The organism is Bryocella elongata, assembly GCF_900108185.1.
Lineage (GTDB): Bacteria > Acidobacteriota > Terriglobia > Terriglobales > Acidobacteriaceae > Granulicella > Granulicella elongata.
The window spans coordinates 449,446-474,851 of the sequence record NZ_FNVA01000002.1 but is presented as its reverse complement, the minus strand read 5'-3'; the positions used below and the strand labels follow the sequence as shown (position 1 = coordinate 474,851).

Below are 25,406 nucleotides of genomic sequence, written 5' to 3'. Positions count from 1 at the left end.
ACGCCCGCTCGATGATCCGCAAGCAGCCAGCCAGCACGACCGACCCCCTCTGGTACAAAGACGCGGTCATCTACGAGCTGCACGTCAAGGCCTTCGCTGACTCCAACGCGGACGGCATCGGCGACTTTCAGGGGCTCATCTCACGGCTCGACTACCTCTCGGACCTCGGTGTCACATGCCTTTGGATCCTGCCATTCTTCCCTTCGCCGCTGCGCGATGACGGCTACGACATCGCCGACTATGTCAGCGTGAACCCCAGCTACGGCACGATCCAGGACTTCCGCCAGTTCCTCGACGCGGCCCATGCGCGCAACATGCAGGTGATGATCGAGCTGGTCATCAATCACACCAGCGATCAGCACCCGTGGTTTCAAAAGGCCCGCCGCGCTCCCAAGGGTTCGCCCGAGCGCGAGATGTACGTCTGGTCCGATACGGACAAGCTCTTCGAAGGCGTGCGCATCATCTTCACCGACACGGAGAAGTCCAACTGGACGTGGGACGAGGTAGCGCAGCAGTACTACTGGCATCGCTTCTTTTCGCATCAGCCGGACCTGAACTTCGACAACCCGCAGGTCATGCACGAGGTCCTGACCGCCATGCGCTTCTGGCTGGACATGGGAGTCGACGGTCTGCGGCTGGACGCGATTCCCTACCTCGTCGAGCGCGATGGCACCAGCTGCGAGAATGTGCCCGAGACGCACGTGCTCATCAAGCAGATCCGCGCGGTCATCGACGCGGAGTACGAGAACCGGCTCATCCTCGCAGAAGCCAACATGTGGCCCGCGGATGTGCGGCCCTACTTCGGCGATGGCGACGAGTGCCACATGGCCTTCCACTTCCCGCTAATGCCGCGCATCTACATGGCGCTACGTCAGGAAGACCGCCTGCCCATCACGGACATCATGGCGCAGACGCCGGCCATCCCCGCCAACTGCCAGTGGGGTCTCTTCCTGCGCAACCATGACGAGCTGACGCTGGAGATGGTGACCGACGACGAGCGCGACTACATGTACCTCGCCTACTCGGCCGACCCGCGCATGCGCATCAACGTGGGCATCCGCCGGAGGCTCGCTCCTCTGCTGGACAACAACCGCCGCCGCATCGAGCTGCTGAACTCGCTGCTATTCAGCTTCCCGGGCACGCCCATCCTCTACTACGGCGACGAGATCGGCATGGGCGACAACATCTATCTTGGCGACCGCAACGGCGTGCGCACGCCGATGCAATGGAACTCGGATCGCAACGCGGGCTTCAGCAAAGCCGTGCCTGCGCGGCTCTACTTCCCGGTCATCATGGACCCCATCTGGGGCTACCAGGCGATCAACGTCGAAGCGCAGGAGAGTGACCCTTCGAGCCTGCTGCACTGGACGCGCAACATGATCGCGCTGCGCAAGCTCTTCCAGGTCTTCGGCCGCGGCACGCTCGAATTCCTGCATCCCGATAACCGCAAGATCCTCGCCTACATTCGCGAGTACAAACCGGAGAGCGGCTACTACGGCGACGATGGTCAGTCGCAGACGGTGCTCTGCGTTGCGAATCTGTCACGATTTGCGCAGCCGGTCCAGCTGGACCTCTCGCGCTACGCAGGCCGTGTGCCGGTGGAGATGCTCGGGTACGTGCCCTTCCCCACCATCGACAACACGCCCTACGCGCTGACGCTCGCACCTTACAGCTTCTTCTGGCTCGAGCTGCAGCAAGCAGCACCGCAGCAGGCGCCGTTCGTCGATGCCCCCGCCACACTGACGGCGGCTGGTCAGCAAATCACGCAATCCGCCAACGTTGACGCGGCCGTGGCGACACCAGCTCCCGTGGCGCAGACGCCGGGATCGTTGAACACCCTGGGTGACATCGCGGGCGCGCAGGGTGTGCAGGCTATCGAAGCCGCGCTCCCTGCGTTTCTCGCGCGGCAGCGGTGGTTTGGAGCGAAGTCCCGCACCATCGCGAAGGCGCGTATTGCGTGGACGACGCCTGTACCGCAGACCTCCGGGGTTCTCGCAGGCATCGAGGTTGAGTTCGAAGATGGTGGCAAAAACGAAATCTATCAGCTGCCGCTCGCGACCGCATCGGGCAAGGAAGCTACGGCTGTTCGCGCTGACGCCACAAAGTCCATCCTCACCGCGCTGGAAGAGGGTGGAGAGACCAAGATCGTCTACGATGCGACGGCGAGCGAAGCCTTCCGGCACGCACTGAAGGAGCTGATCTGCGGTGCGCAAGAGGTCGCGGCGGCGGGTAACCTCGCGCAGTCGGACAGCAGCACTGCAACCTACTCGCTGGTTGCAGCCAACTCCGCCGGGCTAAAGAAGCTCGACCTGAACGTCGACTCACGCGTGGGTTCGGTGGAGCAATCGAACACCAGCATCCTCTTCGGCGATCGCGCCATCCTCAAGCTCTTCCGCCGCTTGCGCTCGGGTGAGAACCCCGATGTCGAGATCACAAGGTTCCTCACCGACGTTGCTCATTTTCCTCACATCGCGCCTTACCTCGGCGACTTGCACATTGCGTCCGACGCCACGACCATCGCCTTCCTGCAGGTGTTTTCGAAGAACGAAGGCGACGGCTGGCAGTGGATGCAGAGCGAGCTTATCAACTTCCTTGCGGCGGTGAAGGACCAACCTGCTCCCGCGGTGCTGGAGAAGGTAGATCCGCTTGCCACGTTCCTGCCTCCCGCTGAATTGACGGCAGCGGCTGGAGTCAGTCTCGAGGCCGCAGCTACGCTTGGACGCATCACCGCGGAGCTTCATCGTGCACTCGCCACTCCGACGGCTGATGCGGGCTTCGCGGCTGAGGCGTACGACGATGCAGCGCTTGCGCGTGAGCGGAAGCGCATCACGGCCCAGGTCACACACGCCCTGAATGCGCTCGAGGATCGCGCCTCGAGCTTCAGCGGAGACCAGGCGGAACTGGCTCAGAAGCTGACCGCGCAGCGTGCGCGCCTGATGGCTCGGGTTGAAGCGATTGGCGGGCTTCAGGGAGATGCTGCCGCGTCCTTTGGCCAGCGAATTCGCGTCCACGGCGACTATCACCTCGGACAGACGTTGCGCACCGCTTCGGGGTTTGTCCTCGTGGACTTCGAAGGCGAGCCGGCACGATCGCTCGCGGAGCGCCGCGAGAAACAGTCGCCACTGAAGGACGTGGCCGGGATGCTGCGCAGCTTCAGCTATGCAACGTACGCAGCCCTGGCGACGGCGAGCACGGGTGAACCTCACGGGACTGTCGAGAACCAGCGCTCCTGGGCCGCGTTGTGGGAGGCTGCGGCCTGCGCCGCTTTCCTCGATGCCTACCGGGAGGTTCTTCGCGACACCGACGGGCTGCTTCCTCAGCCCGCTCAGCAGGATGAATTGCTGCGTGCGCTGCTGCTCGAAAAGGCGTCTTATGAGTTGATGTACGAGCTGAACAACCGGCCTGCGTGGCTGGCGCTGCCGCTTCACGGACTGCTCGCGCTGAGCACAGACTGAAAGACAAACGATGGCGACCTCTCCCATGCTCGAAACAAATCACGCCTCAGTGACGACCGACTCCGCCGCTGGGGAAAGTTCTGCGACGACGCCGGAGCTTCTGGTCTGGCTGGCGGGCCAGCCGGGCGAGGCTTCCGCGCTGACGGTAAGTGCGCTCGAAGCAGCCTTTGCCGGAAGCTCGATCGTCGTGATCTCCCCGGAGCCGGCGCCTTCGCCACTGCCCCCGGGAATGCGCTGGGGTGTGCGGCACACGCTCGCACCGCAGGGAGCGTGGGTGTTGACGGCGACTGACTTCGCCGAAGCGGCACACGCGGCTCGCGACTATGACGCTCCTTACGCACTCCTGCTGGGATCGCATGGCCCATGGGCGACACCGGGGGCGTTGCGCAAGCTGGCCGATACCAGCGGAGACCGGCCAGTCGACCTCGTAACGCCACGCCCCATGCCGGGCGAAGAGCAGGGGCTGGTCAACGCGGCGCTGTTGTACCCACTGACGCGGGCGCTCTTTGCAGCGGACGTGCATTATCCCTTGCCGACGGACGCCCTCTTGTCGCGACGCCTGCTGGAGAGACTCGGCACGGTGGCGCATCGATCTGCCAGCGCGGCCAACGATGCGATGCTGTGGCCGGTGAGCGAGGCTGCCGTCGCGGGCTGCCACATTCGCGAGGTGACGCTCGAGGGCTACACGCTGCCACATCCTCCCGAGAGCACCTTCAATGAACTCTTCACCGCGGTTGCGGCCTCGCTCTTTGCGGATATCGAGACCAAGGCCAGCTACTGGCAGCGAGCGCGCATCTTTGCTCCCACTGGAGCTGCGGGGATACCCTCCGCGCAGGCGGGGATTCCGCACCCGCCACCCACCAGCGCGGTCGAGGTCTCGCCCGAGGTGCTGGAGCTGATCGACAACTTCCGGCTTGCCTACAAGAGCCTGCAGGAGCTCTGGTCGCTGCTGCTTCCGCCACAGACGCTGCTGGCGCTGAAGAGGCTATCTCTTGCGCCGCCCGAGAGCTTTTCGGTGGCTCCGCAGGTATGGGCCCGCATCGTGTACGACTTCGCGCTGGCGTACCGGCTGCGGACCCTCAACCGGGGCCACCTGCTGGGAGCGTTTACGCCGCTGTACATGGCCTGGGTCGCATCGCATGCCCGCGCGGCTGAGGTCGATCCAGCCTCAGCGGCGCAAATGATGACAGAGACCGCGCAGGCCTTCGAGCTCGAGCGCGGTTACGTGGTCGCGCGTTGGCGCTGGCCGGATCGATTCAACCCTTAGGCCTGAAATCGACGGCCCTGCAACCTACGTCGGACGAACGCAAAGAGAGGTACCCATGGGACAGCAAATCGGCTCCGCATTACGTCAATCGATGCACCGCGTGGTGCTCGTGCTGGCCAACTTCCTGCCGGGCATCGCGGCGTTCCTGCTGGCGGTGGTCTTCTTTACCCTCATCGGCTGGGGGCTGAGCGTGCTGCTCCGCCGCGTCCTCGTTTCGGTGCGATTCGACGAACGCCTGGCGTCGCGTCAGCCCATCAACACGAACGCCTCGGTCGCCGACTGGTCGCCGTCGCATTCTCCCACGCTGCTGGCCTCGCGCTTCGTCTTCTGGGGCTGCGTGCTGATCGGCGTGGCGGTGGGACTTTCGGCCTTCGACGCTTCGTACTCCGCCAACTCAACGATCTCCATCTTCCTCCTGCCCTACGTCACACACATCACCGGAGCGGTGCTCATTGTGCTGGCGGGATCGATCCTCGCGCGGTTCCTGGCGCGTTCCGTTCTTATCGGCGCGGTGAACGCACAGATGCAATATGCCCGGTTCCTTTCGCTGGGCGTGAAGTGGCTCGTCCTGGTGCTGGCGGGAGCGATGGCGCTGGACCACCTGCAGGTCGGTGGACACATCGTTGAGCTGGCCTTCGGCATCTTATTTGGGGGGATTGTTCTTACGCTGGCGCTGGCCATTGGGCTGGGCTCGCGCGATCTTGTGACGCGGTCGATCGAACGCAACATCGATCGCCCGTTTGTGGCGAAACCCACAGAATCACAACCATTGACCGAGCCCGAGCCTGCGCGTTCGAAGCTCCGTCATTTTTGAAGGCAACAAATGTAGGCACCATCGCCGTGTCGTGCTAAAGTGTTGCCCGCGACGGAAATGGGCCACGGCAATCGAGGCGGCAAATGGAACCATGGCTGCAGAACCTATGTCTGATCAACAAGTCGAAGCCTGAGCCGGTGGCCCCGCTCGCTATAATCCCTGTTGAGGATTCATGCAGCAGCAAGCCATCTACGACCAGCTCACGTCCATCCTTCGTGATCTCTTCGACGACGAAGAACTCGTCGCCGTCCCAACACTGACGGCCGCGGACGTACCCGACTGGGATTCGTTCAACCACATCAACCTGATTGTCGCCGTGGAAGCGAAGTTCGGTGTGAAGTTCCACACCGCCGAGCTGGAGTCGATCCACAACGTCGGCCACCTGGCCGAGCTCATCCAGAACAAGCTGGCAGCGCAGGGACGATAGCTCCCGCGCCACCATCACTGCCAGGTGTGCGGGAGTGATCCAGCGGGTTTCCCTGCCTTGATCTCCGAGTACTCAATCTCGATGTCCTGCGTCATATCGTCGCGGACCCAAGTCGCGTCGACGGCGGGAAGCTTGAGCGACTTTGTCGCCTGCTCGACGCTGAGTCCGCGGCGCAGATACTCTTCGCAGGCATTCCGAAGATCTCGCAGGAAGCGTGCCTGGCCCTCCAGCATCTCCATCCCACCCTGCTGACCGTGGCCAGGCAGCACGATCTCCGGTCGCAGAGCCTCAGCCCTCTCAATCACATGGGGCCAGTTGGCCAGGTCCGCATCCCACAGCTTATTGCGCGGCCCATTCACGACTGCATCACCGGTGCACAGGACATGCTCCCTGGGCAGCCATACATAGCCATCGCCACGTGTATGTCCCCAGCCCATATACAGAAAGTCGACCTCGCGCGTGCCATCCTTGAGCACAAACTTCCGTCCGCGAAAGGTCTGCCGAGGTCGTTCGACATCGTCATACGGTAAGGTCCACATGTCCTCGCGCTTTGGTTTGGTGGTAAGCCAGCGCTCAGGCTCGTAGCGATCCATCTCCTCGCGCACGCCCTGCGTTGCGAGCGTCGTGACGCCGGCCTTCGTCCACAACGCATTGCCGTAGGCGTGGTCACCATGATGGTGGGTCATGAAGGCATAGCGAATCGGCTTGGGCGAGAGCCGCGGAATCTCCTGCAGCAGCTCCTCGACCCGGCCCGGGTAGCTGCCATCCACCACGATGAGGTAGCGCTGCATCTCGATCACGACGGTGTTCGCATAGCCTTTGTGCGGGTCTCCTTCCATAAACCAAACACCCGCGGCCACTTGCTTCGGGGGAGCGAACTCGGCGTGCGATGTCCCCGCAAACACCGCCAGCATCGCAATGAGCTTCACCACGCTGTGCCCGCCTCTCATCATCTGAAACCTCTCCAGCTTCCATCAGCCGCGCCGACGATCCATCCTGGCCGTAGCGCCGGAGCCCCGTTTCGTACTATTCTCATCGGATACTCGAATCCAAGTCGCGAGCAAATCTGATGCCTGAACCTCCAAGCCTTATCGGCGCCTCTCCCCTCCGCAAGGAGGGCCGCGCGAAGGTGCTGGGCGCCGCCAGGTACATCGACGACATCGAGCTTCCCGGCATGTGGCATGGCGCCACCGTGCGCAGTACGATTGCGCGCGGACGCATCCGCTCGATCACCTTCTCCGATGAGATCGACTGGAGTGAGTACGCCATCGTACGTCCCTCGGATATCCCCGGCGAGAACGTGATCGTCCACCTCATCAAGGATCATCCCTGCCTGGCGGACGGCTTCGTGAATCATCCCGAAGAGCCGATCCTCCTCATCGCTCATCCCAGCAAGGCCGCTCTGCTTCGGGCGAAGGCCGCGATCCGCATCGAGTACGACCCGTTGCCCGGGGTGTTCACCATCGAAGAGAGCGAGGCTGCCGTCGAGAGCGGCGACGCGGAGCGCATCATGTGGGAGCCCAACGAAGCTGCAGGCTCTGCAACCTTCGGCTCCGCCAACTGCTTCCGCCAATACCAGCTGTACTCCGGCGAGGCAAAGGAGACCGAAGCTGGCCTTGCAAAGGCCTTTGAAGAAGCGGCCTTCATCGTCGAAGGCGAATACTCTACGGGCGCGCAGGAGCAGCTCTATATCGAGAACAACGGCGTCATCGCCGAGTGCTTTCGCGACGAGCACGGCAACATCGAAAGCCTCTGCGTGCAGGGCTCCATGCAATGCCCGTACTATCTCGTACACGCGCTGACGGTCGTCTTCAATCTTCCCGAAGACAAGTGCCGCGTCATCCAGGTCGAGACCGGCGGAGCCTTCGGTGGCAAGGAAGACTTTCCTTCCGTGATCGGATCGCACGCTGCGTTGCTCGCGATGAAGTGCGGCCATCCGGTGAAGATCGTCTACGACCGCGCCGAGGATATGGCCGGCACCACCAAACGCCATCCGTCGCGCACACGCCATAGGACGGCGCTCTCGAAGGACGGCATGCTGCTGGGTGCGGAGATTGAAGTCGCGCTCGATGGTGGGGCCTACACCACGCTCTCGCCCACGGTTCTTTCACGCGCCACACTGCATGCGCCAGGGCCGTATCGCTGGCCCTTCCTGCGGGTGCGGTCCAAGGCCATGGCAACCAACATTCCTCCGCACGGCGCCTTCCGCGGCTTTGGTGCGCCGCAGGCACTCTTCGGCATCGAGCGCCACATGGACCGCGTTGCGAAGGTCGTCGGCCTTACGCCAGAAGAACTGCGTCGCCGCAACTTCCTCCGCACCGGAGACGTTACGGTCACCGGCCAGAAGCTTCACGAAGCCTTCGACATGAACGCCATGCTCACACGCGTTCTGAAGGAGCATGGCTATCACGAGAAGCTGGCCCGCTTTGCAGAAGAGAACAAGACTTCGCCGATCAAGCGCGGCGTGGGCTTCGCGGCCTTCCTGCATGGTGCTGGCTTCACCGGCTCAGGCGAACGACGGCTCAACTCCGAGGTCGTGCTGCGCGTCGATAAGGCCACTGCCGGCCAGCCCGCACGCGTATGCGTGCTCGTCTCTTCAACAGAGTTTGGCCAGGGCACAAATACTATCCTTAGCCAGGTGGCAGCACATACGCTGGGTATTGCCTATGACGATGTGTATCTCGCGAAGATCGACACGGCGGTCGTGCCAAACTCCGGTCCCACGGTGGCGAGCCGTACTGCAATGATCGTGGGCAAGCTCGTCGAACGCGCGTCGCTGAAGCTGCTCGAAACACTTCGCACGTACTCTGCTCTACCTGAAACATGCGACCGCGACACGTTCTTCGCCGCCACAGAACGGTACTTCGCAGAGCACGAAACACTCCGCACCTCCGTACGCTATGAGCCGCAGGCGCCCGTGTTCTGGGACGATCAGCTCTATCGCGGCGAGGCCTATCCGGGCTTTGCGTGGGCCATCTACGTTGCAGAGGTCGCCGTCGACATGAACACCTATCAGGCGACCTGCACGCGCTTCGACGCGCTGCAGGAGGTGGGCCGCGTGCTGCACCCCGTGCTCGCGAAGGGCCAGATCGAAGGCGGCGTAGCCCAAGGCATTGGCTACGCGATCTACGAGCGTTGCGAATGGAAGGAGGGTCGCATGATGAACAACCAGATGACCAACTACATCATGCCCACGAGCGCCGATCTTCCCGAGATCCATGTGCACTTCGAAGAGGTTCCCAGCGTGCACGGCCCCGGAGGCGCCAAGGGCATCGGCGAGCTGCCAATGGACGGCCCCGGTCCCGCGATCCTCAACGCCATCGAGAACGCAACCGGCGTCAGCTTCCACAGCATTCCACTGCTGCCCGAAGACATCTTCGAACGCTTCACCTCGCTCGGCCATCTGCACGGCGGCAGTGAAGACATCGACGCTACCGTCGACCGCGACACCGAAGTGGAAGCTCCTGAGGTCACGGTTTAGATGAGCACCATTCAGATCACGATCAATGGCACGAGCCAGTCTCTCGACGTGCCACCGATGAAGCGGCTGCTCGATGTTCTACGCGAGGACGCGCACCTGACCGGCACCAAGGAAGGTTGCGGCGAAGGCGAGTGTGGTGCGTGTGCCGTGCTGATGAACGGCGAGCTGGTGAACAGCTGCCTTGTGCCGGCTCTGCACGCGGATGGAGCATCCGTCTGCACGATCGAAGGCGTCGCACCCAGCGCTGCGGCAGAAGGAGAACCCGCCCATCTGCATCCCATCCAGCAGTGCTTCTTCGAGAACGGCGGAGCGCAGTGCGGCATCTGCACGCCAGGCATGATCCTCGCCACGCATCATCTGCTCGACAAGTACCCCAACCCGACGTTGGAGCAGATCAAGGAAGGCCTCGCCGGAAACCTCTGCCGCTGTACCGGCTACATGCGCATCTTCGAGTCGGTGCAGAAGGCCGCCCAAGCGCTTACAACAATCAGCACATAGTCATTCCAGACCGCAACCCGTCCCTCGCACCTCGTATCTCGTATCTCGCCTCTTTCCCTTATGCGCTCTGACGTCACTCAATACGAACTTACCGCGCCGACAACGCTCGCTGCTGTGCTCGCGCAGCTTGCGGCTGAGCCCGGAAAGCACACGCCCATCGCTGGCGGCACGGAGTTGATGGTCGCGCTTGGCGTCGGCCGCCTTGCCGCAAAGTCGCTTCTTTCCATCAATCACCTGAAGGAGCTGCGCTTCATCCGCGTTGACGACGATGCGATCCACATCGGTGCCGGGACCACGTTCACCGACATTCGCCGCAACGCCGACATCGCCCGCGATCTTCCACTGCTGGCGAGCTCTGCTTCCTGGACCGGCTCGGTGGCAAACCAGAATCGCGGCACGCTGGGCGGCAACATCTGCAACGCGTCGCCCGCGGCCGATACACCTCCCGCCCTGCTCGCCTATGGAGCGACCGTCACGCTGATCAGCACCAATGGGACGCGGACCGTTCCTTACACGGAGTTCCATCTCGGCTACAAACGCACGGCGCTGCGACCCGACGAACTGCTGCACACCATCACTGTGCCGCGCACGTTCGCTGGGTGGAAGCAGCACATTCGCAAGGTCGGCACGCGCAATGCGCAGGCCATCTCCAAGACCGCGCTCGCGTGCCTCGCAAAGCTCGATGGCGAGACGATTGCCGAGATCCGCATCGGCGCAGCATCGCTCGCGGACCGTCCGCTGCGCTGCACGGGGATCGAAGCGGCATTGACGGGCTTGTCGATTGCGAAGGCCGACCTTGAAGCGACGGTGCGAGCCGGCCGCGCGGCTCTTGCGTTCGAAGCTAAACCGATCGACGACATCCGCTCCACCGGGCGCTATCGCTCTATCGTTGCGGCGAACCTGCTTGAGGAGTTTCTCCGCTCACTCGTCCTCTAGTCAGCACCACGATGACGGTCTAGGATCGCGACTTCACGACGAACTCCCTGGCACGCTTCAGGTCCTGCTCTGTATCCACGTCGAGTGCAAGCTCCTCGCAAGCAACGCTGCGTGCGCCGCGCAGAAGTTCGCGCGCGCCAACGTCGCCGTCCAGTTGCAGGAGAGCTTCGAAGCTCGCGCGTGGAAAGTACGCCGGCACTCCAATGCGGCTCATGTAATACGAGCCAGTCACTCGATCTGGCGCGGTCAACAGCTCGCGAAGATGGTCTGCGGTAAGTGCGACCTGGTCGCAGGTCATCAGCACCACGCCGTCAAGTTCAAGCTGCAACGCAGCCTCGACGCCGACACGAATTGATGACGCAAGCCCTTTGTAACTCTGCCGATTGAACAGCACAATCGCTCCGAGGGCTTGCAATGGAGCCAGCAGTTCTTCGCTGCGGATGACCACAACAATGGGCGAGAGACCCGCGGCGATCGCGGAGCGTACGGCGCGCTCGACGAGAGTGTCACCCGAATCGGGATCAAGCACCTCGAGCTGTTTCGGCCGGCCGAGGCGCGTCGAAAGCCCCGCCGCCAACACCACCGTCGCGATTCGCGGTGAAGCTTGCGAACTCACAAGGCACACTGCGTCTGCTGGTAACGAGCGGCCGATCCGCGCGTGACCTGCTCTTCCACCATCTCTGCGGTCATGCGGCGCGAGGATCCAATCTTGCCCTGCACGCAGGCCTGTATCTCCGCAATCACAGCCAGCGCGATGGCCTCTGCGCCGTCGCCGCCAAGATCCATGCCGACGGGAGCAAAGAGTCCAGCGCAGGCGCGCTCCAGCGTCCAGCCGAGTTCGCTCGCGGCGTCTCTGACCAGTAACGCGCTGCGATGCCTCGCCCCAAGCAAACCGAGATAACGTGGGTGTGCGGCGAGCGAGCGCGTGAGCCATTCGCGATCCTGCTCATAGCTATGTGTGAGAATCGCTACCGCATCGTCCCGCTCGATTGTGAAGCCGGACACAGACGTGGCAACGATCTCCGCTTCGGGAAAGCGTTCGCGCTTCGCCCACTGCGCGCGGCTGTCGAGGACGACAGTGCGCCAGCCGAGCATGTTCGCCATGCGAACCATGGGTTGCGCGTCGTCCCCGGCGCCGAAGACGATCAGCCGCTGCGGAGCTGCAAGGATTTCGTCATACAGAGGCAGCGAAGCATCGATGACTGCAGGGCCACTGCGAAAGACCGCAGAGCCGGCAGCATCCAGCACGCATCGCGCGAACTTCGCACCGCCCTCCGGCAGCTGCGTGATGATGCGACGTCGCTCGCCGCGGAGCGAAGCTTCCAGCGCTTCGAGATGTGCTTCGAACTCAGCGGTGTCGGCGGGTTCCAGCAACACATCGACCGTACCGCCGCAGCCAAGCCCATAGGGGATATCAGCGGTGTCGTCGAAGAGTGTCGAGTAGCGCTCGATGTGAGCTCCGTCGCGCACCATCCACTGCGCTTTGCGCAGCACCTCGGCCTCCAGGCAACCACCGGAGATCGCCCCCGCATACTCGCCGTTGCTGGCAATCAACAGCCGCGCCCCGGCGCGCCGGTAACTCGAGCCTTCCACGCGCACCAGTGTGGCCATTGCCACGGCGTTGCCGCGCTTCCAAAGCTCAACGATGTTGCGGCGCTCGCGCATCGGGCAGAATCCTTGTTACGTCAGGCAAGCAATCGCGTGACGACTGCTCTCAATTTACGCCTTCTCGCTGAAGGTATGGATGCCGCACTCCAGCTTCGCGCCGCCCCAGCGTCCGCTGCGGGGATCAGCCCCGGCCTCGGGAACCTTCGTGCAGGGCTCGCAGCCAATCGACGTATAGCCGCGATCGTACAGCGACAGCCGGGGGATGCTGTGCTCCGTCGCGTAGGCATCGACCTGCGCCCAGGTCCAGTCCGCGAGCACGCTCACCTTCTTCATCATCTTGCCGGTGGGCAGTTTATGGTCTTCGACCTTCTTCAGGTTCGCGCGCGTGGGCGACTGTTCGCGGCGCAGCCCCGTGAACCACCATGAAAATGGCTCGAGCGAACGCATCAAAGGCTCAACCTTGCGGATCGCACAGCACTGTCCCGGATCGATGATGTGCAGCAGGCCGAACTGGGCTTCGTGCTCTGCGAGCGTGGTCTGCGGTAGCGCATTCACGAGGTTCAGGTTCCACTCCCTCACGACGCGATCCCGGTACTCAATCAGGTCGACGAAGTGATAGCCCGTCTCGAGGAAGATCACGGGCACATCGGGCAGGCGCTGCTTCAGCAGGTGCAGCACGACCATGTCCTCGGTTTGGAAGCTCGAGGTGAAGCAGACATCCTTGCCACTGGAGGCCTCGACGACTGCATCGACGAGCTCAGCTGCCGAGAGCGCTTCCGCCTGTTCGGTGAGATTGGTGATGGTCTCAGTCATGCGTGCTCCTATGGCCCGACGGCCTTACTCTGTAGCTTGAATCCAGTGGGTTGCCGCGACTTCATCGGTGAAGAACGCCTCCCCGGCGGACTCGCGTAATGCCACCAGCGAAACCTCGTCGAGCTGCTCCCGCGCCGAGATGCCGATGACGCCGGCGAGCTCCAGTGCGCGGGCGACTGAGGGTAGCGAGGACGGTGAGATCTTCGCATCGTCGACGATGATGGCGTTGCGGCCGATGGCAAGCAGCGACTCACGCAGCGCGGTTGCGCGAGCGGCAGCATCGTCGCCGCTCAAGTGTACAAACGCGAAGCGCCGAAGGCTTGCGGTTGGCTCGGAGCCCGAGGTTTCGTCCGCCGCAGCGACGATCATGGCAGCGCCCACGGTCGCGTTGGTCACGGGATCAATGAGGATAAACGAGCCCATCGCACGGCTCTCGGCATAGGGATCGAAGAAGAGCGGAAGGCTGGTCTCGAGCTCTACCTCGGCGATATCGTTGAGGTTGAGCTTCGTCGCGGCGAGACGCTCGCCGGTATTTACGTCGATGCGATGACGGATGGCCCTGACGGTCGCACGCACGGTGCGTGTGGTGTGCTTCAGCAGGTAATTCGTCCCCAGCTCAAGCGGCTGCTCGAGCATCCAGACCAGCATGGCGCGGATACGATTCGTCACCAGTGGCGCAGTCTCGTTCTCCGCAATGAGCATCTCGCCGCGGGAAAGATCGATCTCGTCCTCAAGCTCCACCGTGACGGAGCGCGGCGAGGCCGCACTCTTCAGCTCGCCATCGTAGGTCACGATCGACTTGACCTTCGTCACGCGGCCTGAAGGCAGCGCCCGCACGCTGAGTCCTGCGCGAAGTTCACCGCGCTCGATGCGTCCTGCGAAGCCGCGGAAGTTTGCATCGGGACGCACGACGAGCTGCACCGGAAAGCGCAACGGCTGCTGCGACTCATCGCGCACCTGCAACTGCACCGTCTCCAGGTATTCGAGCAGCGTCGGCCCGGTGTACCAGGGCATGTTCTTTGAGGGATCGACGACGTTGTCCCCCGCCAGCGCACTGACCGGAACGAGAGCTACGCTCTCGAGCTGGAGCTCGGCTGAAAGCTTGGTGAATTCAGCAGCGATGCGGTCGAAGACCTCAGCCGAGTAGCCAACAAGGTCCATCTTGTTCACGGCAGCGACCACGTGTGGAATGCGCAGCAGTGAAGCGATGTTGGTGTGGCGGCGCGACTGCGGCAACAGGCCATCGGCCTTCACGAAGGCAGCCGCGTCGATGAGCACAATCGCCACATCAGCGGTCGAAGCTCCGGTCGCCATGTTGCGGGTGTACTGCTCATGGCCGGGTGTATCCGCGATGATGAACTTGCGCTTCGACGTCGAGAAGTAGCGATAGGCAACGTCAATGGTGATGCCCTGCTCGCGCTCGGCGCGGAGGCCATCGGTGAGCAGCGAGAGATCGACCTGGCCATTGCCTGCGCGGTTTACGCGGCTGGCGCGCACGGCAGCGAGCTGGTCTTCATAGACCGAGCGGGTGTCATGCAGCAGACGGCCGATGAGGGTCGACTTCCCGTCATCCACGGAGCCCGCTGTCGTAAAGCGCAGCAGCTCCTGGTCGAGGTGAGCGTCGAGGAAGGCGCGAAAGGCAGCTTCGCGGGGGTCGGTAATCAATGTCGACATGGCGGTGGTCCTTGAGATCAATCGGGAGAGACTGCGTTGCTGGTCGTTGTGTGGCGTGCGGTGAATCACAACGTCGAAGAGCCAATGGCAAGCAACAGCCTCTAGAAATATCCTTCGCGCTTCTTCAGCTCCATCGAACCTTCTTCGTCATGGTCGATGGCACGGTTCTCACGCTCGCTGCGACGGAAGGTGATGAGTTCAGAGATGATCGCCGGCAAGGTATCGGCATCGCTCTCGATGGCGCCTGTGCAAGGCGCGCAGCCAAGCGAACGCATGCGCACCTTACGCTTCTCCACCTTCTCGTGTGGCAGAAGTCGCGTCGTCTCATCGACCAGGGTCAGCGTGTTACCACGCACCACCACGTCGCGCTCTTCGGCGAAGTACAGCGGCACGATGGGAATCTGTTCGGAGTAGAGGTAGAGCCAGATATCGAGCTCCGTCCAGTTGCTCAACGGGAAGACCCGGATGCTTTCGCCCTTCCGCAGCCGGGAGTTGTAGAGCTGCCACAGCTCCGGGCGCTGGTTCTTGGGGTCCCACTGGCCTGCGCTGTCGCGGAAGCTGTAGACCCGCTCCTTGGCGCGGGACTTCTCTTCGTCGCGGCGAGCCCCACCGAACGCGGCATCGAAGCCACCCTCCTCCAGCCCGTCGAGGAGACTGCGCGTCTTCAGCGCGCCACAGCAGTTCTGGGTGCCCAGCTTCCAGGGGCTCGCACCGTCGGCAATGGCCTCTTCGTTGCGGTGCACGATCAGCTCGGCACCAATCTCCTTCACGTACCGGTCGCGGAAGGCGATCATCTCGGGGAACTTGTAGCTGGTGTCCACGTGCAGCAAAGGAAAAGGGATCTTGCCGGGGAAGAACGCCTTCTGCGCCAGCCGCAGCATCACGCTGGAGTCCTTGCCGATGGAGTAGAGCATGACTGGCCGGGCAAACTCAGCGACAGCTTCGCGAAGGATATAGATGCTCTCCGCTTCGAGCGCCTGAAGATGATTCATGCGCTCGCGATGAAGCTGTGCAACATCAATTGGAGCATCGGCGATTGTGGACACGAGGGGCCTCCGGTGAGGACAGCAGCCAAAGGCGAAGATGCCGAGGCGCTGAGGATCAGATTGTGGAGTGGGGAAAAAGTCGCCGGGTTCGGGATAGAACCTTCAGGCGGCTCCGGAAGGGCGAACTAAAGCTCGCAACAACAGCCGGAGAGACAACACGCCCCCGAGGCACAACAGCGGACGCCGAGTGTCGAGAGCAGGTTCATCCTCTCGATTGTACGTTCCCGGGCCGCGCGGGGCAAACCCGGGCCCTTGCGGAGCAAACCCCGCGCTCGCCCATGCATCACACAGGTACCTATCTTGGAGCCGCAAGTCGAGATTCCGCGCGCGTTCGGCAAGTATCCGCGCTAACGTGGAAACGACTATATCAAGCGTCCACTGGGAGACATCTGCCTGATGCTGCGTCGCACGATCCTTTCCTCCGCCATCGCCCTTGGCCTGTCACTGGCCCCGGCGGCCTTGTCTGCCCAGGCCCCCAAATCGGCCTCCGAATACCCCGATACCCACTTCGAGATCTACGGCGGCTACGGCTATCTGCGGCCTTTCAATAGCGCCGTCAACCAGATCTCCTACACGCCGACCTCGAATCTCAACGCCACGGCCAGCGTCACCGGCTACTTCAACCACTGGTTCGGCGTGCAGGTGCAGGGGGTCTATTTCTCCGGTTCGCTGGAGCACTACTCGTTCCTGCCGACGTGTTACGGCTGGCAGTGCGACAACCATTTCACCTCGGCCGAAGCTGGCCCGGTGGTTCGGTGGCAGCTCGGCCCCGTGGTGCCGTTCGTCCACCTGCTGGCAGGCGGCGTTCGCGCCGGCGGCCCAGCAGCGCAGCCCATCACGTGGGGCACGGGAGTCACCGGCGGCGGTGGCGTCGACCTCGTCCTTCCCTTCTGGAACAAGCATCTTGCCGTCCGGGCCGTACAGGCGGACGTGGACTACTCGCACACCCACTTCCCGCACCCCGCCGTCTACAACCAGACGCTGGGCGGAGTGGGCGATCTCAAGGCCGTACACCTCTCGGGCGGCCTGGTCTATCGCTTCGGCGCGCCTGAGGTATCGCAGTCCGTCATGCTGGGCTGCACCGCGGAGCCCGTCAGCATTCATCCCGGCGACCCCGTCACCGTCACCGGAAGCACGCTCTACCTGAACCCCAGGCACAAGGCCGACTACACCTGGACCGCCAACGGGGGGCAGGTCACCTCCAAGGGCGAGACGGCAACCATCGACACCACAGGCCTGGCTCCGGGACAGTACACGGTCAGCGGCCATGTGAGCCAGGGCGCCAGGGCCAGCCAGCAGGCATCCTGCGTTGCGCCGTTCACTGTCAAGGCATTTGAGCCTCCCACCGTCACCTGCTCCGCCAATCCGAGCACGGTCACGTCGGGTACCGGCGTCCAGATCAGCACGGTAGGCACGAGCCCGCAGAACCGCCCGCTGACCTACTCATACACCACCTCCGCCGGCCAGATCACGAGCAACGGCACCACAGCCACGCTGAACACCGCAGGTCTCGGCGCAACGCTGATCAACATCGGCTGCAGTGCCGTCGATGACCTCGGCCAGTCGGCCACGGCGGCGACCAGTGTCACGGTCAACGCGCTGCCGGTGCCGGTGATTCCGCAGACGCAGAGCCTCTGCAGCATCGCCTTCAGCCGCGACAAGCGCCGCCCCGTCCGCGTCGACAACGAAGCCAAGGGATGTCTCGACGACGTCGCACTCTCCATGCAACAGCACACCGATGCGAAGCTGGTGATGATCGGCAATGCCTCGCCCGATGAGGTGCCACAATCCGCTGCCGAACGCGCCATGAATGCACGCCAGTACCTGGTGCAGGAAAAGGGCATCGACCCGGCTCGCGTTGAGCTTCGCGTCGGCGATACCTCCGGTCGCACCGTCAACGATGTGCTGGTGCCGGCGGGCGCTACCTTCAACGATGCCAACACGCAGGTCTTCGATGAGTCGACGATCAAGCGGCACGGCCAGGCCTACGGCACCACGTCGGCTGGGCTGAAGCCGCTCCACAAGCGCAAACCAATGGCAGCCAGAACGGGGATTCCGCCCCAGCAGTAAAGGGACGGAGACCAAAACGGCAATGAGATGAGGGCGCGATCAAACCGATCGCGCCCTCATCTCGTTTTGCCTATGCAGATGTCCGTGACAGAAGACCAGACGACGCAGATACGAGCGCGATCAACGTTCCCGGACGGCTCTTCCAGCAGCGGCGAGGCACCCCACACCGCGTCAGCTAAAGTTCTGGTAGACTGAGACAGTCGGTAAGCAGGGGCACGGCATGAGCTTTCCCCGCCGGTGCGTCTGCACTTGTTCACCGAAGTTCAAACACCAGGGATCGGGGCGTAGCGCAGCCTGGTAGCGCACCTGCTTCGGGAGCAGGGGGTCGTTGGTTCGAATCCAATCGCCCCGACCATTCAAATCAAGCATTCAGAGAAGGCTCTATCGTCCTCCCAAGGTTCACCCTTACCTGGGAAACCTGGGACGTTGCTGTGCGAAGTGCCTCTGACAAAAAAAATGGCTGCGCAGTTCCAACGCAGCCATCCACCAACAGACATCTTCAGAACGTGAGTTACAGCACAGCACACCGTGCCGTCTCGAACACTATGCGACCCGGCTCGTCCGAATAACCTCCGCGTAAAACTTTGCACTCAGCTTTGGGGTTCGCTTCTGCGTGTGCAGATCGACATATGTGATCCCAAAGCGCTTGTCGTAACCATCGGCCCATTCGAAGTTGTCGAGCAGGCTCCACAGGAAATAGCCTCTCACCGGCACACCTTCGCTGACGGCCCGCTGCAGTTGCGTCAGGTAGTTGCGAAGGAACATCACCCGGTCCGTGTCGTAGATATGCCCATCGGCCGCGATCGTATCCGTCGAAGACGTCCCGTTCTCTGTGATGTAGATCTCGCGCACATCCCAAAGCTCGCTCACCAGCTTCGGCACCCAGTACAAAGCCTCGGGGCCTATCGTAAGCCACGGGCTGTACATGTGCGGATAGGACGCTGGTGGTGGCGCCATCGCATAGCCACGCTCGTTCGCATCAGCGCGTACGTATGCCGGCTGGTACACATTGGTCCCCACAAAATCCATGGGGCTCGAGATGATGCGCAGGTCTTCCGCAGTAAACTTCGGCGCGTCGCTGCCTAGCCGTTTGAGATACTGCTCCGTGTAACGTCCCTCCTTGATGACCGTCAGATACATCGCGTTCTCTTCGCGAAAGGCTTTGCGGGCTGCTTCAATATGCTCCTGCGATTCAATGACCGGCGTCGTCGCTACAGGATTCTCCGCAACGCCAACCTTCGTTCCCGCGGGCGCATTCGCGCGTATCGCCTGCACCGCCATCCCGTGGCCCAGCACCACGTGATGCGTAAGCTGAGCAAGCCGGCCTCGTGATAGTTTGAGGCCCGGTGCGTGTCGGCCTTCCTGGTTGCCAACCTCTACGAACGTGCGGAGTTCGTTCATCGTCATGTAGTGCTTCACGCGATCGCCGAGCTTACTCACGGTATACCCCGCATAGTCGGCGAAGGCCTTCGCAGTGTCGTGGTTCTCCCATCCACCTCGGTCCTGCAATACCTGCGGCAGATCCCAGTGATACAACGTGCAGAACGGCTGGATCCCCGCCTCCAGCAGAGCATCCGTAAGCCGAAGATAGAAATCAACGCCCTGCTGATTCGGCGCGCCAGTGCCATTCGGGAAGATACGAGTCCACGCCACCGAGAAGCGGAAGCTCTTCAGCCCGAGGTTCTTCATCAGTTGAATATCTTCGCGGTAGCGATGATAGAAGTCGTCTGCCACATCGCCAGTGTCGCCATTATCGACCTTGCCCGGCATATGCGAGAACGTGTCCCAGATAGAGAGACCGCGCCCCCCCTCATGCACTGCACCTTCCACTTGGTACGAGGCCGTGGCCGATCCCCAAAGGAAGCCTGGAGGAAAACTGCGATGCCCCGCCACGCGCTCGGCAGGAGTCTGTGCACCCGATTCAGACACCAGATTCGGAAGAGTTGCAGCAGCCGCTGAGCCACCGAGCAGACGTGCGAGTGCGCGTCTGGAAATATTGCCGAACATAACCCTCCTGCATGAGAAGCCGTGTTGCCAAGAGACACACAGGCCGCCGGACATGGAACTCTGCTGTCCGGCGGCCCGAGAGTGATTGCGACCTGCCGCTGCTGCTTAGAACGACGCCTTCAATGCGAACTGGAACTGGCGCGGAGTATAGTTCGGGTCCGCGTTTGTTACCGTGCCGAAGGAGCTGTTGCCGAGTTGCACGTTGCCACTGCCATCATTCAGGTAGTAGCTCGGTGTGTTGGAGACGTTGAAGCACTCCGCACGGAACTGGAGACCAACTCGCTCGGTGACCGTAAAGTCCTTGAAGAGCGACAGGTCAACGTGGCGGTAGTGCGGCCCAAAGAGCGCATCGCGCTGCGTTGTGCCGATCGTCCCCATGGGCTGCGGGGCGAACGCTGCCGTGTTGAAGTACGCGCCCAGCGTCGGATGTCCAACATGCGGGTTGCCCACGATGTTAGGACGATCCGGACCACCGCTGTTCTGCGGCGTGGAGCGGTTGCTGAACGCATCGGTGTAGGTCTTGCTTCCAATCGTCTCCGTGGTGACGTCATTGCCTGAACCGCTGTTGACGATGTCGAACGGCTTGCCGCTCTGCCACACCGCGATGGAGTTTATCTGATAGCCGCCAAGCAGAGCCTTCTTGAAGCCCGTGAAGTTCTTGCCGAACGGGAGCGCGTAGTTCACCGACGATGCAAAGCGGTTCTTGATGTCGTTCTCTGCAACACCATATTCAATCTGGCGAATGCGTGTTGGATCCGCATTGCTCCAGCTGCGGCCGCCACCCTCAGCGGAGAAGCCGGTGATGTCGCTCATCGCCTTGCCCCACGTGTAGTTCGTGTCAAACGAGAGGCCGTGCGAGAAGCGACGCTGGAAGGACATCTGCAGCGCGTTGTAGTTGGACATACCTTCCGACTGCATCCAGCCCACGCTTGAAAGCAGCGGAAGCACTGTACCCAGCTTGTATGCCGAGCCTGCTGGGTTCGAGTCAGGATTGAACGGTGCTGGCGAGTTGATGTCGTTGATGGTCTCCGGCAGGTGCTGGCCGGTGTTGCCGACATAGCCGATGGTGAAGACGTTCGGTCCAAACTGCTGTTCGATCTGCAGGTTGAACTGCTGGATGAGAGCGCTGCGGAACTTCGGATCTTCAGCAACGAACGAGAGGTTCGCGACTGCAGGCAGACTGCTGATCACAGGAGCGCTCGGAACCGGCAGACCAGCATCGAACGTTCCCGGAGCGCCGACGGTGGAGCATGCTCCGTTCTGGCCGGAAGGCAACGTGCCGCCGTTCGCGTTCGTCTCGATCACGACCGCGAGGTTCGACTGGCAGTTAGGGCTGAAGACCGAGACGAAGGGAATGTTCTTCAGGTCAGCATTCGAAGTGTAGTTACCGGGGAAGAAGCTCATGCCATAGCCGCCGCGCAACACGGTGCCAGGACGAATGCGCGCCGAGAAGCCGATGCGCGGAGCAACGTTGGAGTAATCGGTCTTGATGCCAGCGTGCCCGTCAACCCCGTTCACATTTGCAATCTTCAGAGCACTGTTGATATTGCCCGCATTAGAACCCAACGCCTGGTTGAAGTCGAAGTTCGAGATATGCGAGTGCGCTTCGGTGAAGGGCGTGAACACGTCGTAGCGCACGCCAAGCTGAATGCTGATCGCTGAGGTCACCTTCCAGTTGTCCTCAACGAAGAAGCTCGGCTCGTAGGTGCGATAGTCAGGCGGGTTCAGATCATAATTACGGCTGTCCGAGCTGAAGGCGCCAACAAGGCTCGATGCAAGGTTGTTGTCCTGCGTCTTCACATTGTTGTTGGCAACCGTGTCAGTCACAAGTCCGAAGCCATACTGCCCAGCGGCAAACGAGCTCTGCACGTTGCGAGCCTGGCGGCGGATGTAGCTGGCGCCAGCCTTGAAGTTATGGTTGCCACGCGTGTAGCTGACGTTAGCCTGGTACTGGAACGAGTTATCGATATCAGCCAGCGGCACGTACGCACCATCACCGATGTCCGAGAACGGTCCGAACTGAATCGGCGTCAGGTAGTTGGAGTACTGGTTGAAGTTCATGTTGGTGCCGAACCCCAGCTTCGTGTCGGGGCTGGTGCCATAGTTCAGCGGAGCAGAGAAGTTATTGATGCGCGTGTAAGCCGCGCGCAGATCCACCAGCAGATTCGCCGTGAAGATGTGCGTGAAGCCGAAGCCATACTGCTGCGCGTAATCTGTCGCGGGGCCATCGAAGTCATAGCGACCGCCGCTGACCTGGATGCCGTTGACGGTGCCCAGTCCCGGAGGCGTGAAGGTGTTGTACTTGTTCGAGTCGTAGCGGCCGAAGAACAGGTTGCGGTCGTTGAACTTGTGATCGACGCGCACATCGAAGCTGTTGCCAGACTGCGTCTTGTTCGGGCTGATGACCGAGTTGTTGGTAAGGCAGTTGGCCGAAGGTACCGGGGTGGGTGTCGTGCAACCTGGAGTATTCGGCGCGGGAAACAACATCAGGTAGTTCAGAGCAATCGGATCGATCCCATTACCCGCGGTCCCATTGCCTGCGTTGATCAGCGTCTGCGGCGTCTCTCCGTTGAGGCTGTGGATCGCGTCGTACTCGTACATATCCGGCACGGTCTTGCTGTACGTGACGCCGGATACCGTGCGCAGACCTTCGTAGTCGCCGAAGAAGAACGTGCGGTCGCGGAAGATCGGGCCAGAGAACGAACCGCCAAACTGGTTCTGGCGAAGCTCGGGCTTGCGGCCGGTCTGCTGCGAGACGTTGCGGGCATCGAAGATGTCGTTGCGGAAGAACTCATACGCCGTGCCGTGGAACTTGTTCGTTCCCTGCCGGGTGATGATGGAGACCACACCACCCGCCGTGCGACCGGCCTCTGCGGTGTAGTTGTTGGTCTGGACGGTGATCTCCTGGATCGCCTCCACCACGGGCTTGATACCCGTCGTGCCGATGATGCGCTCGTTGTCGTCGATGCCATCGACCGTGGTGTTGTTCAGGGTGTCGTCCTGGCCGTTGACTGAGAAGCTGCTCGAGGGACGGCGGTCATCCGGACGGCCACCGCTGGTCAGTCCGTTGCCTGGGCCCTCGTTCGCACCCGGCACCAGCTGGACCAGCTGCACGTAGTTGCGGCCGTTTAGCGGAAGATCCTGCACTGCCTGGGCCGTCACGGTCGAGCTCACGGTTGAGTTGTCGGACTGCAGCAGAGGCGTCTGTGCCTCGACGTTCACGACCTCGCTCTCCGCGCCAATCGCCAGGGCCTCATCGGCACGGGCACGATCGCCAGCTTCCACCGCAAGGTCTGGGGTGCGCGAGGCCTTGAAGCCGCTCGCCGCTACCGAGATGCTGTAATGGCCCGGGGCCAGCAGCGGGAAGATATAGTTGCCGCTGCTATCCGTCTTCACGGTGCGGGTTTCGTTCGTGCCCAGATTCTTCAGGGTCACGGTAGCGTTCGGGACGTCTGCCCCGGTCGGGTCCGTCACCGTGCCGAGGATGTCTGCAGTGGTGAGCTGCGCTCGAGCGGACGAGGTGGAGAGGCAAAAGGCAAAGGCGAGACCTGTCGCCCATCCCATCCTCCGAAGCTTCGCAATGCACTGGCCGGTGCGTTGAAGAGGTATTGATATTGTCTGATTCATGTCGTTTCCTGTCCTGCGTCTGGTTGCTTTCGTGGAGATGGCCACAGCTTCGCCGCTCAGTCATTACGTTCACAGCGGGCTGCGGGTCGTTTAGCAATCGGCACGGAGAATAGGAACCGCGTTGCATCTCTGTGAAGGCTCTTTCAGGAACATCACCGGAGGCATCTATTCAAACAATTGAAATAAAGCCACTTACAAGGATAGGTAAAGAGGCTCTTTACCTGACTTGCCACGTTGGGGAGCAGTCACATATCCTCAGCAGCGGCGGCAGAGAGGTATATCGCTGATGCATGTAGACGGGGCCACACCATGGATCCCGCAAAGTGAGCGGGACCGCGAGGTGGTTCGCCAGCAGATGAGTCGTCTGCTCGAGACCAGCCACTTTCGCAACAGCCGTCGTTACCCTGCGCTCCTCCGCTTCATCGTGGAGGAGGCGCTGGCGGGCCACGGTGAGTTCTTGAAGGAGCGCCTCATCGGCGTTCAGGTCTTCGGCCGTCCGGCGGACTATGACACCGCGGCGGACCCGGTAGTGCGCGTCACCATCGCCGAGGTCCGCAAGCGCATCGCGCAGTACTACCACGACGACGGTCACGATCACGAGATGCGCATCGAGCTGATGCCCGGCTCCTACGAGCCCATCTTTCGGCCTGGCCGTGACGGTCGACTTGAACACCTCGCCGATGGGGCGCCGCCTGAAGCAGACGCCCATCCCCGCGCCGAGCTCGCTCCTTTGCCAGCTCCAGGCTTGCCCCCGCTCGAAGATACCCACACGTCCGCTGAGCTCATCCACACGGCCTCTCGGTGGCGGTCGTCGCGGAAGTTCTGGATCGCAGTGGCTGCGACCGCCCTGCTCCTCGCCTCGGCCGGCTCCTATATAGGTTGGCGCGAGACCCGCCCGACGCCGCTCGAAGAGCTGTGGGAGCCCATCGTGTCCCAGCACAAACCGGTCACCTTCATCCTCCCCATGGCGGGCGGAAAGTTCGGCGACAACGCTACACTCGAGCGCCCCGTGAACGATGCCGACCCGGAGCCCGCAGCCTCCAGCCCATGGGTCAGCTTCCTCCAGCTCGAGACCGGCGGCGAGAACGTGGTCTTCGCCGACGTCACCGCCATGACGCGCATCTCCGACCTGCTGACGACCCTGCACGCCGAGTCGCACGCCCGGCTCAACAACAGCACGACGCTGGACGACCTTCGCCAGGGACCCGCCGTACTGATCGGCGGCATGGACAATCAGTGGGCGCTTCGCGTCTTCAGCCGCCTGCGCTACGGCTTCGCAGGGAGCGACGCGGACGCCTACTGGATTCAGGATCACAAGGACCCGGCGAATCGCCGCTGGTCGCTCGACCTCAAGATGAAGCTGCCCAGCGTGACCCGCGACTACGCGCTCATCGCTCGCATCCACGACGACGTCACCGGGCAGACAGAGATGATCGCTGCAGGTATCGGCATGAGTGGCACCGCCGCAGCTGGGGAGCTGCTCGTAAGTCCTGAGGGAGCGGCCGAGCTGCGAAAGCTGCTGGGGGACAAGGCATTTCGCGATCGCGACTTTGAAGCAGTCCTCAGCACCGACGTCGTGAACGGGAGCGAAGGTTCCGCCAAGATCCTCACTGTCGTCCTGCAGTAAGCCTTCACATACGGCTCAGGCTCGATAGCAAAGGTCAAGGGTGGATTCACATAGTG

Annotated in this window: 17 protein-coding genes and 1 tRNA gene; 10 read left to right on the top strand and 8 right to left on the bottom strand. The window is 62.3% G+C overall.

Annotated features, from left to right (window positions below; translation table 11 throughout):
• The first annotated feature begins 11 nt into the window (after positions 1-11).
• From treS to C4S68_RS08290, 4 genes are all read left to right on the top strand, one after another.
• The gene (treS, locus tag C4S68_RS08305) at positions 12-3,455 is read left to right on the top strand and encodes a maltose alpha-D-glucosyltransferase (RefSeq protein WP_103932576.1); all 3,444 of its coding nucleotides are present in this window, start codon (positions 12-14) and stop codon (positions 3,453-3,455) included.
• A gap of 10 nt (positions 3,456-3,465) precedes the next feature.
• Positions 3,466-4,722, top strand: a complete 1,257-nt coding sequence (locus tag C4S68_RS08300; protein WP_103932575.1) for a hypothetical protein — start codon at positions 3,466-3,468, stop codon at positions 4,720-4,722.
• 55 nt (positions 4,723-4,777) lie between these two features.
• Positions 4,778-5,536: a hypothetical protein gene (locus C4S68_RS08295; protein WP_103932574.1), complete on the top strand. Its 759-nt coding sequence runs from the start codon at positions 4,778-4,780 to the stop codon at positions 5,534-5,536.
• 172 nt (positions 5,537-5,708) lie between these two features.
• A complete protein-coding gene (locus C4S68_RS08290) occupies positions 5,709-5,963 on the top strand; it encodes an acyl carrier protein (RefSeq protein ID WP_103932573.1) in 255 nt (84 codons plus the stop codon).
• Between the two features lie 14 nt (positions 5,964-5,977).
• Here C4S68_RS08290 and C4S68_RS08285 read toward each other — a convergent pair whose 3' ends face one another.
• Entirely contained in the window at positions 5,978-6,916 is a 939-nt protein-coding gene (locus C4S68_RS08285; protein WP_235011457.1) for an MBL fold metallo-hydrolase, read from the bottom strand.
• Between the two features lie 116 nt (positions 6,917-7,032).
• On the opposite strand from C4S68_RS08285, the gene C4S68_RS08280 reads away from it, so the two are divergent.
• From C4S68_RS08280 to C4S68_RS08270, 3 genes are read left to right on the top strand one after another with little or no spacing between them, the layout of a single operon-like run.
• Positions 7,033-9,444: a xanthine dehydrogenase family protein molybdopterin-binding subunit gene (locus C4S68_RS08280; protein ID WP_103932572.1), complete on the top strand. Its 2,412-nt coding sequence runs from the start codon at positions 7,033-7,035 to the stop codon at positions 9,442-9,444.
• Positions 9,445-9,942 (top strand): (2Fe-2S)-binding protein, encoded by a 498-nt coding sequence (locus C4S68_RS08275; RefSeq protein ID WP_103932571.1) that lies wholly within the window; start codon positions 9,445-9,447, stop codon positions 9,940-9,942.
• A gap of 60 nt (positions 9,943-10,002) precedes the next feature.
• Positions 10,003-10,878: an FAD binding domain-containing protein gene (locus tag C4S68_RS08270; protein ID WP_103932570.1), complete on the top strand. Its 876-nt coding sequence runs from the start codon at positions 10,003-10,005 to the stop codon at positions 10,876-10,878.
• A gap of 19 nt (positions 10,879-10,897) precedes the next feature.
• Here the strand turns inward: C4S68_RS08270 and C4S68_RS08265 are convergent, their stop codons facing one another.
• The 5 genes from C4S68_RS08265 to cysD form a co-directional block, all read right to left on the bottom strand.
• Positions 10,898-11,494, bottom strand: a complete 597-nt coding sequence (locus C4S68_RS08265; RefSeq protein ID WP_160115063.1) for a nucleotidyltransferase family protein — start codon at positions 11,492-11,494, stop codon at positions 10,898-10,900.
• On the bottom strand, positions 11,491-12,543 hold the full coding sequence (locus C4S68_RS08260) for an XdhC family protein (RefSeq protein WP_103932569.1): 1,053 nt from the start codon (positions 12,541-12,543) through the stop codon (positions 11,491-11,493). The genes C4S68_RS08265 and C4S68_RS08260 overlap by 4 nt, the downstream gene beginning before the upstream one ends.
• 54 nt (positions 12,544-12,597) lie before the next feature.
• Entirely contained in the window at positions 12,598-13,299 is a 702-nt protein-coding gene (locus tag C4S68_RS08255; RefSeq protein ID WP_103932568.1) for a phosphoadenylyl-sulfate reductase, read from the bottom strand.
• A 24-nt stretch (positions 13,300-13,323) separates the two neighbouring features.
• Positions 13,324-14,973 carry a sulfate adenylyltransferase subunit CysN gene (gene cysN / locus C4S68_RS08250; RefSeq protein ID WP_103932567.1) on the bottom strand — a complete coding sequence of 550 codons (1,650 nt, stop codon included), beginning with the start codon at positions 14,971-14,973 and terminating at the stop codon, positions 13,324-13,326.
• 101 nt (positions 14,974-15,074) lie between these two features.
• Positions 15,075-15,965, bottom strand: a complete 891-nt coding sequence (gene cysD, locus C4S68_RS08245; RefSeq protein ID WP_103932781.1) for a sulfate adenylyltransferase subunit CysD — start codon at positions 15,963-15,965, stop codon at positions 15,075-15,077.
• Positions 15,966-16,415: 450 nt separating this feature from the next.
• Between cysD and C4S68_RS08240 the strand changes: the two genes are divergently transcribed.
• Entirely contained in the window at positions 16,416-18,089 is a 1,674-nt protein-coding gene (locus tag C4S68_RS08240) for an OmpA family protein (RefSeq protein ID WP_103932566.1), read from the top strand.
• A 278-nt stretch (positions 18,090-18,367) separates the two neighbouring features.
• A tRNA-Pro gene (locus C4S68_RS08235) sits at positions 18,368-18,444 on the top strand.
• Between the two features lie 188 nt (positions 18,445-18,632).
• On the opposite strand, the gene C4S68_RS08230 is transcribed toward C4S68_RS08235, so the two are convergent.
• A complete protein-coding gene (locus tag C4S68_RS08230) occupies positions 18,633-20,096 on the bottom strand; it encodes a GH1 family beta-glucosidase (protein ID WP_103932565.1) in 1,464 nt (487 codons plus the stop codon).
• 105 nt (positions 20,097-20,201) lie between these two features.
• Positions 20,202-23,723: a TonB-dependent receptor gene (locus tag C4S68_RS08225; RefSeq protein WP_235011456.1), complete on the bottom strand. Its 3,522-nt coding sequence runs from the start codon at positions 23,721-23,723 to the stop codon at positions 20,202-20,204.
• A gap of 355 nt (positions 23,724-24,078) precedes the next feature.
• Between C4S68_RS08225 and C4S68_RS08220 the strand changes: the two genes are divergently transcribed.
• A complete protein-coding gene (locus C4S68_RS08220) occupies positions 24,079-25,350 on the top strand; it encodes a hypothetical protein (RefSeq protein WP_235011455.1) in 1,272 nt (423 codons plus the stop codon).
• Positions 25,351-25,406 lie beyond the last annotated feature (56 nt).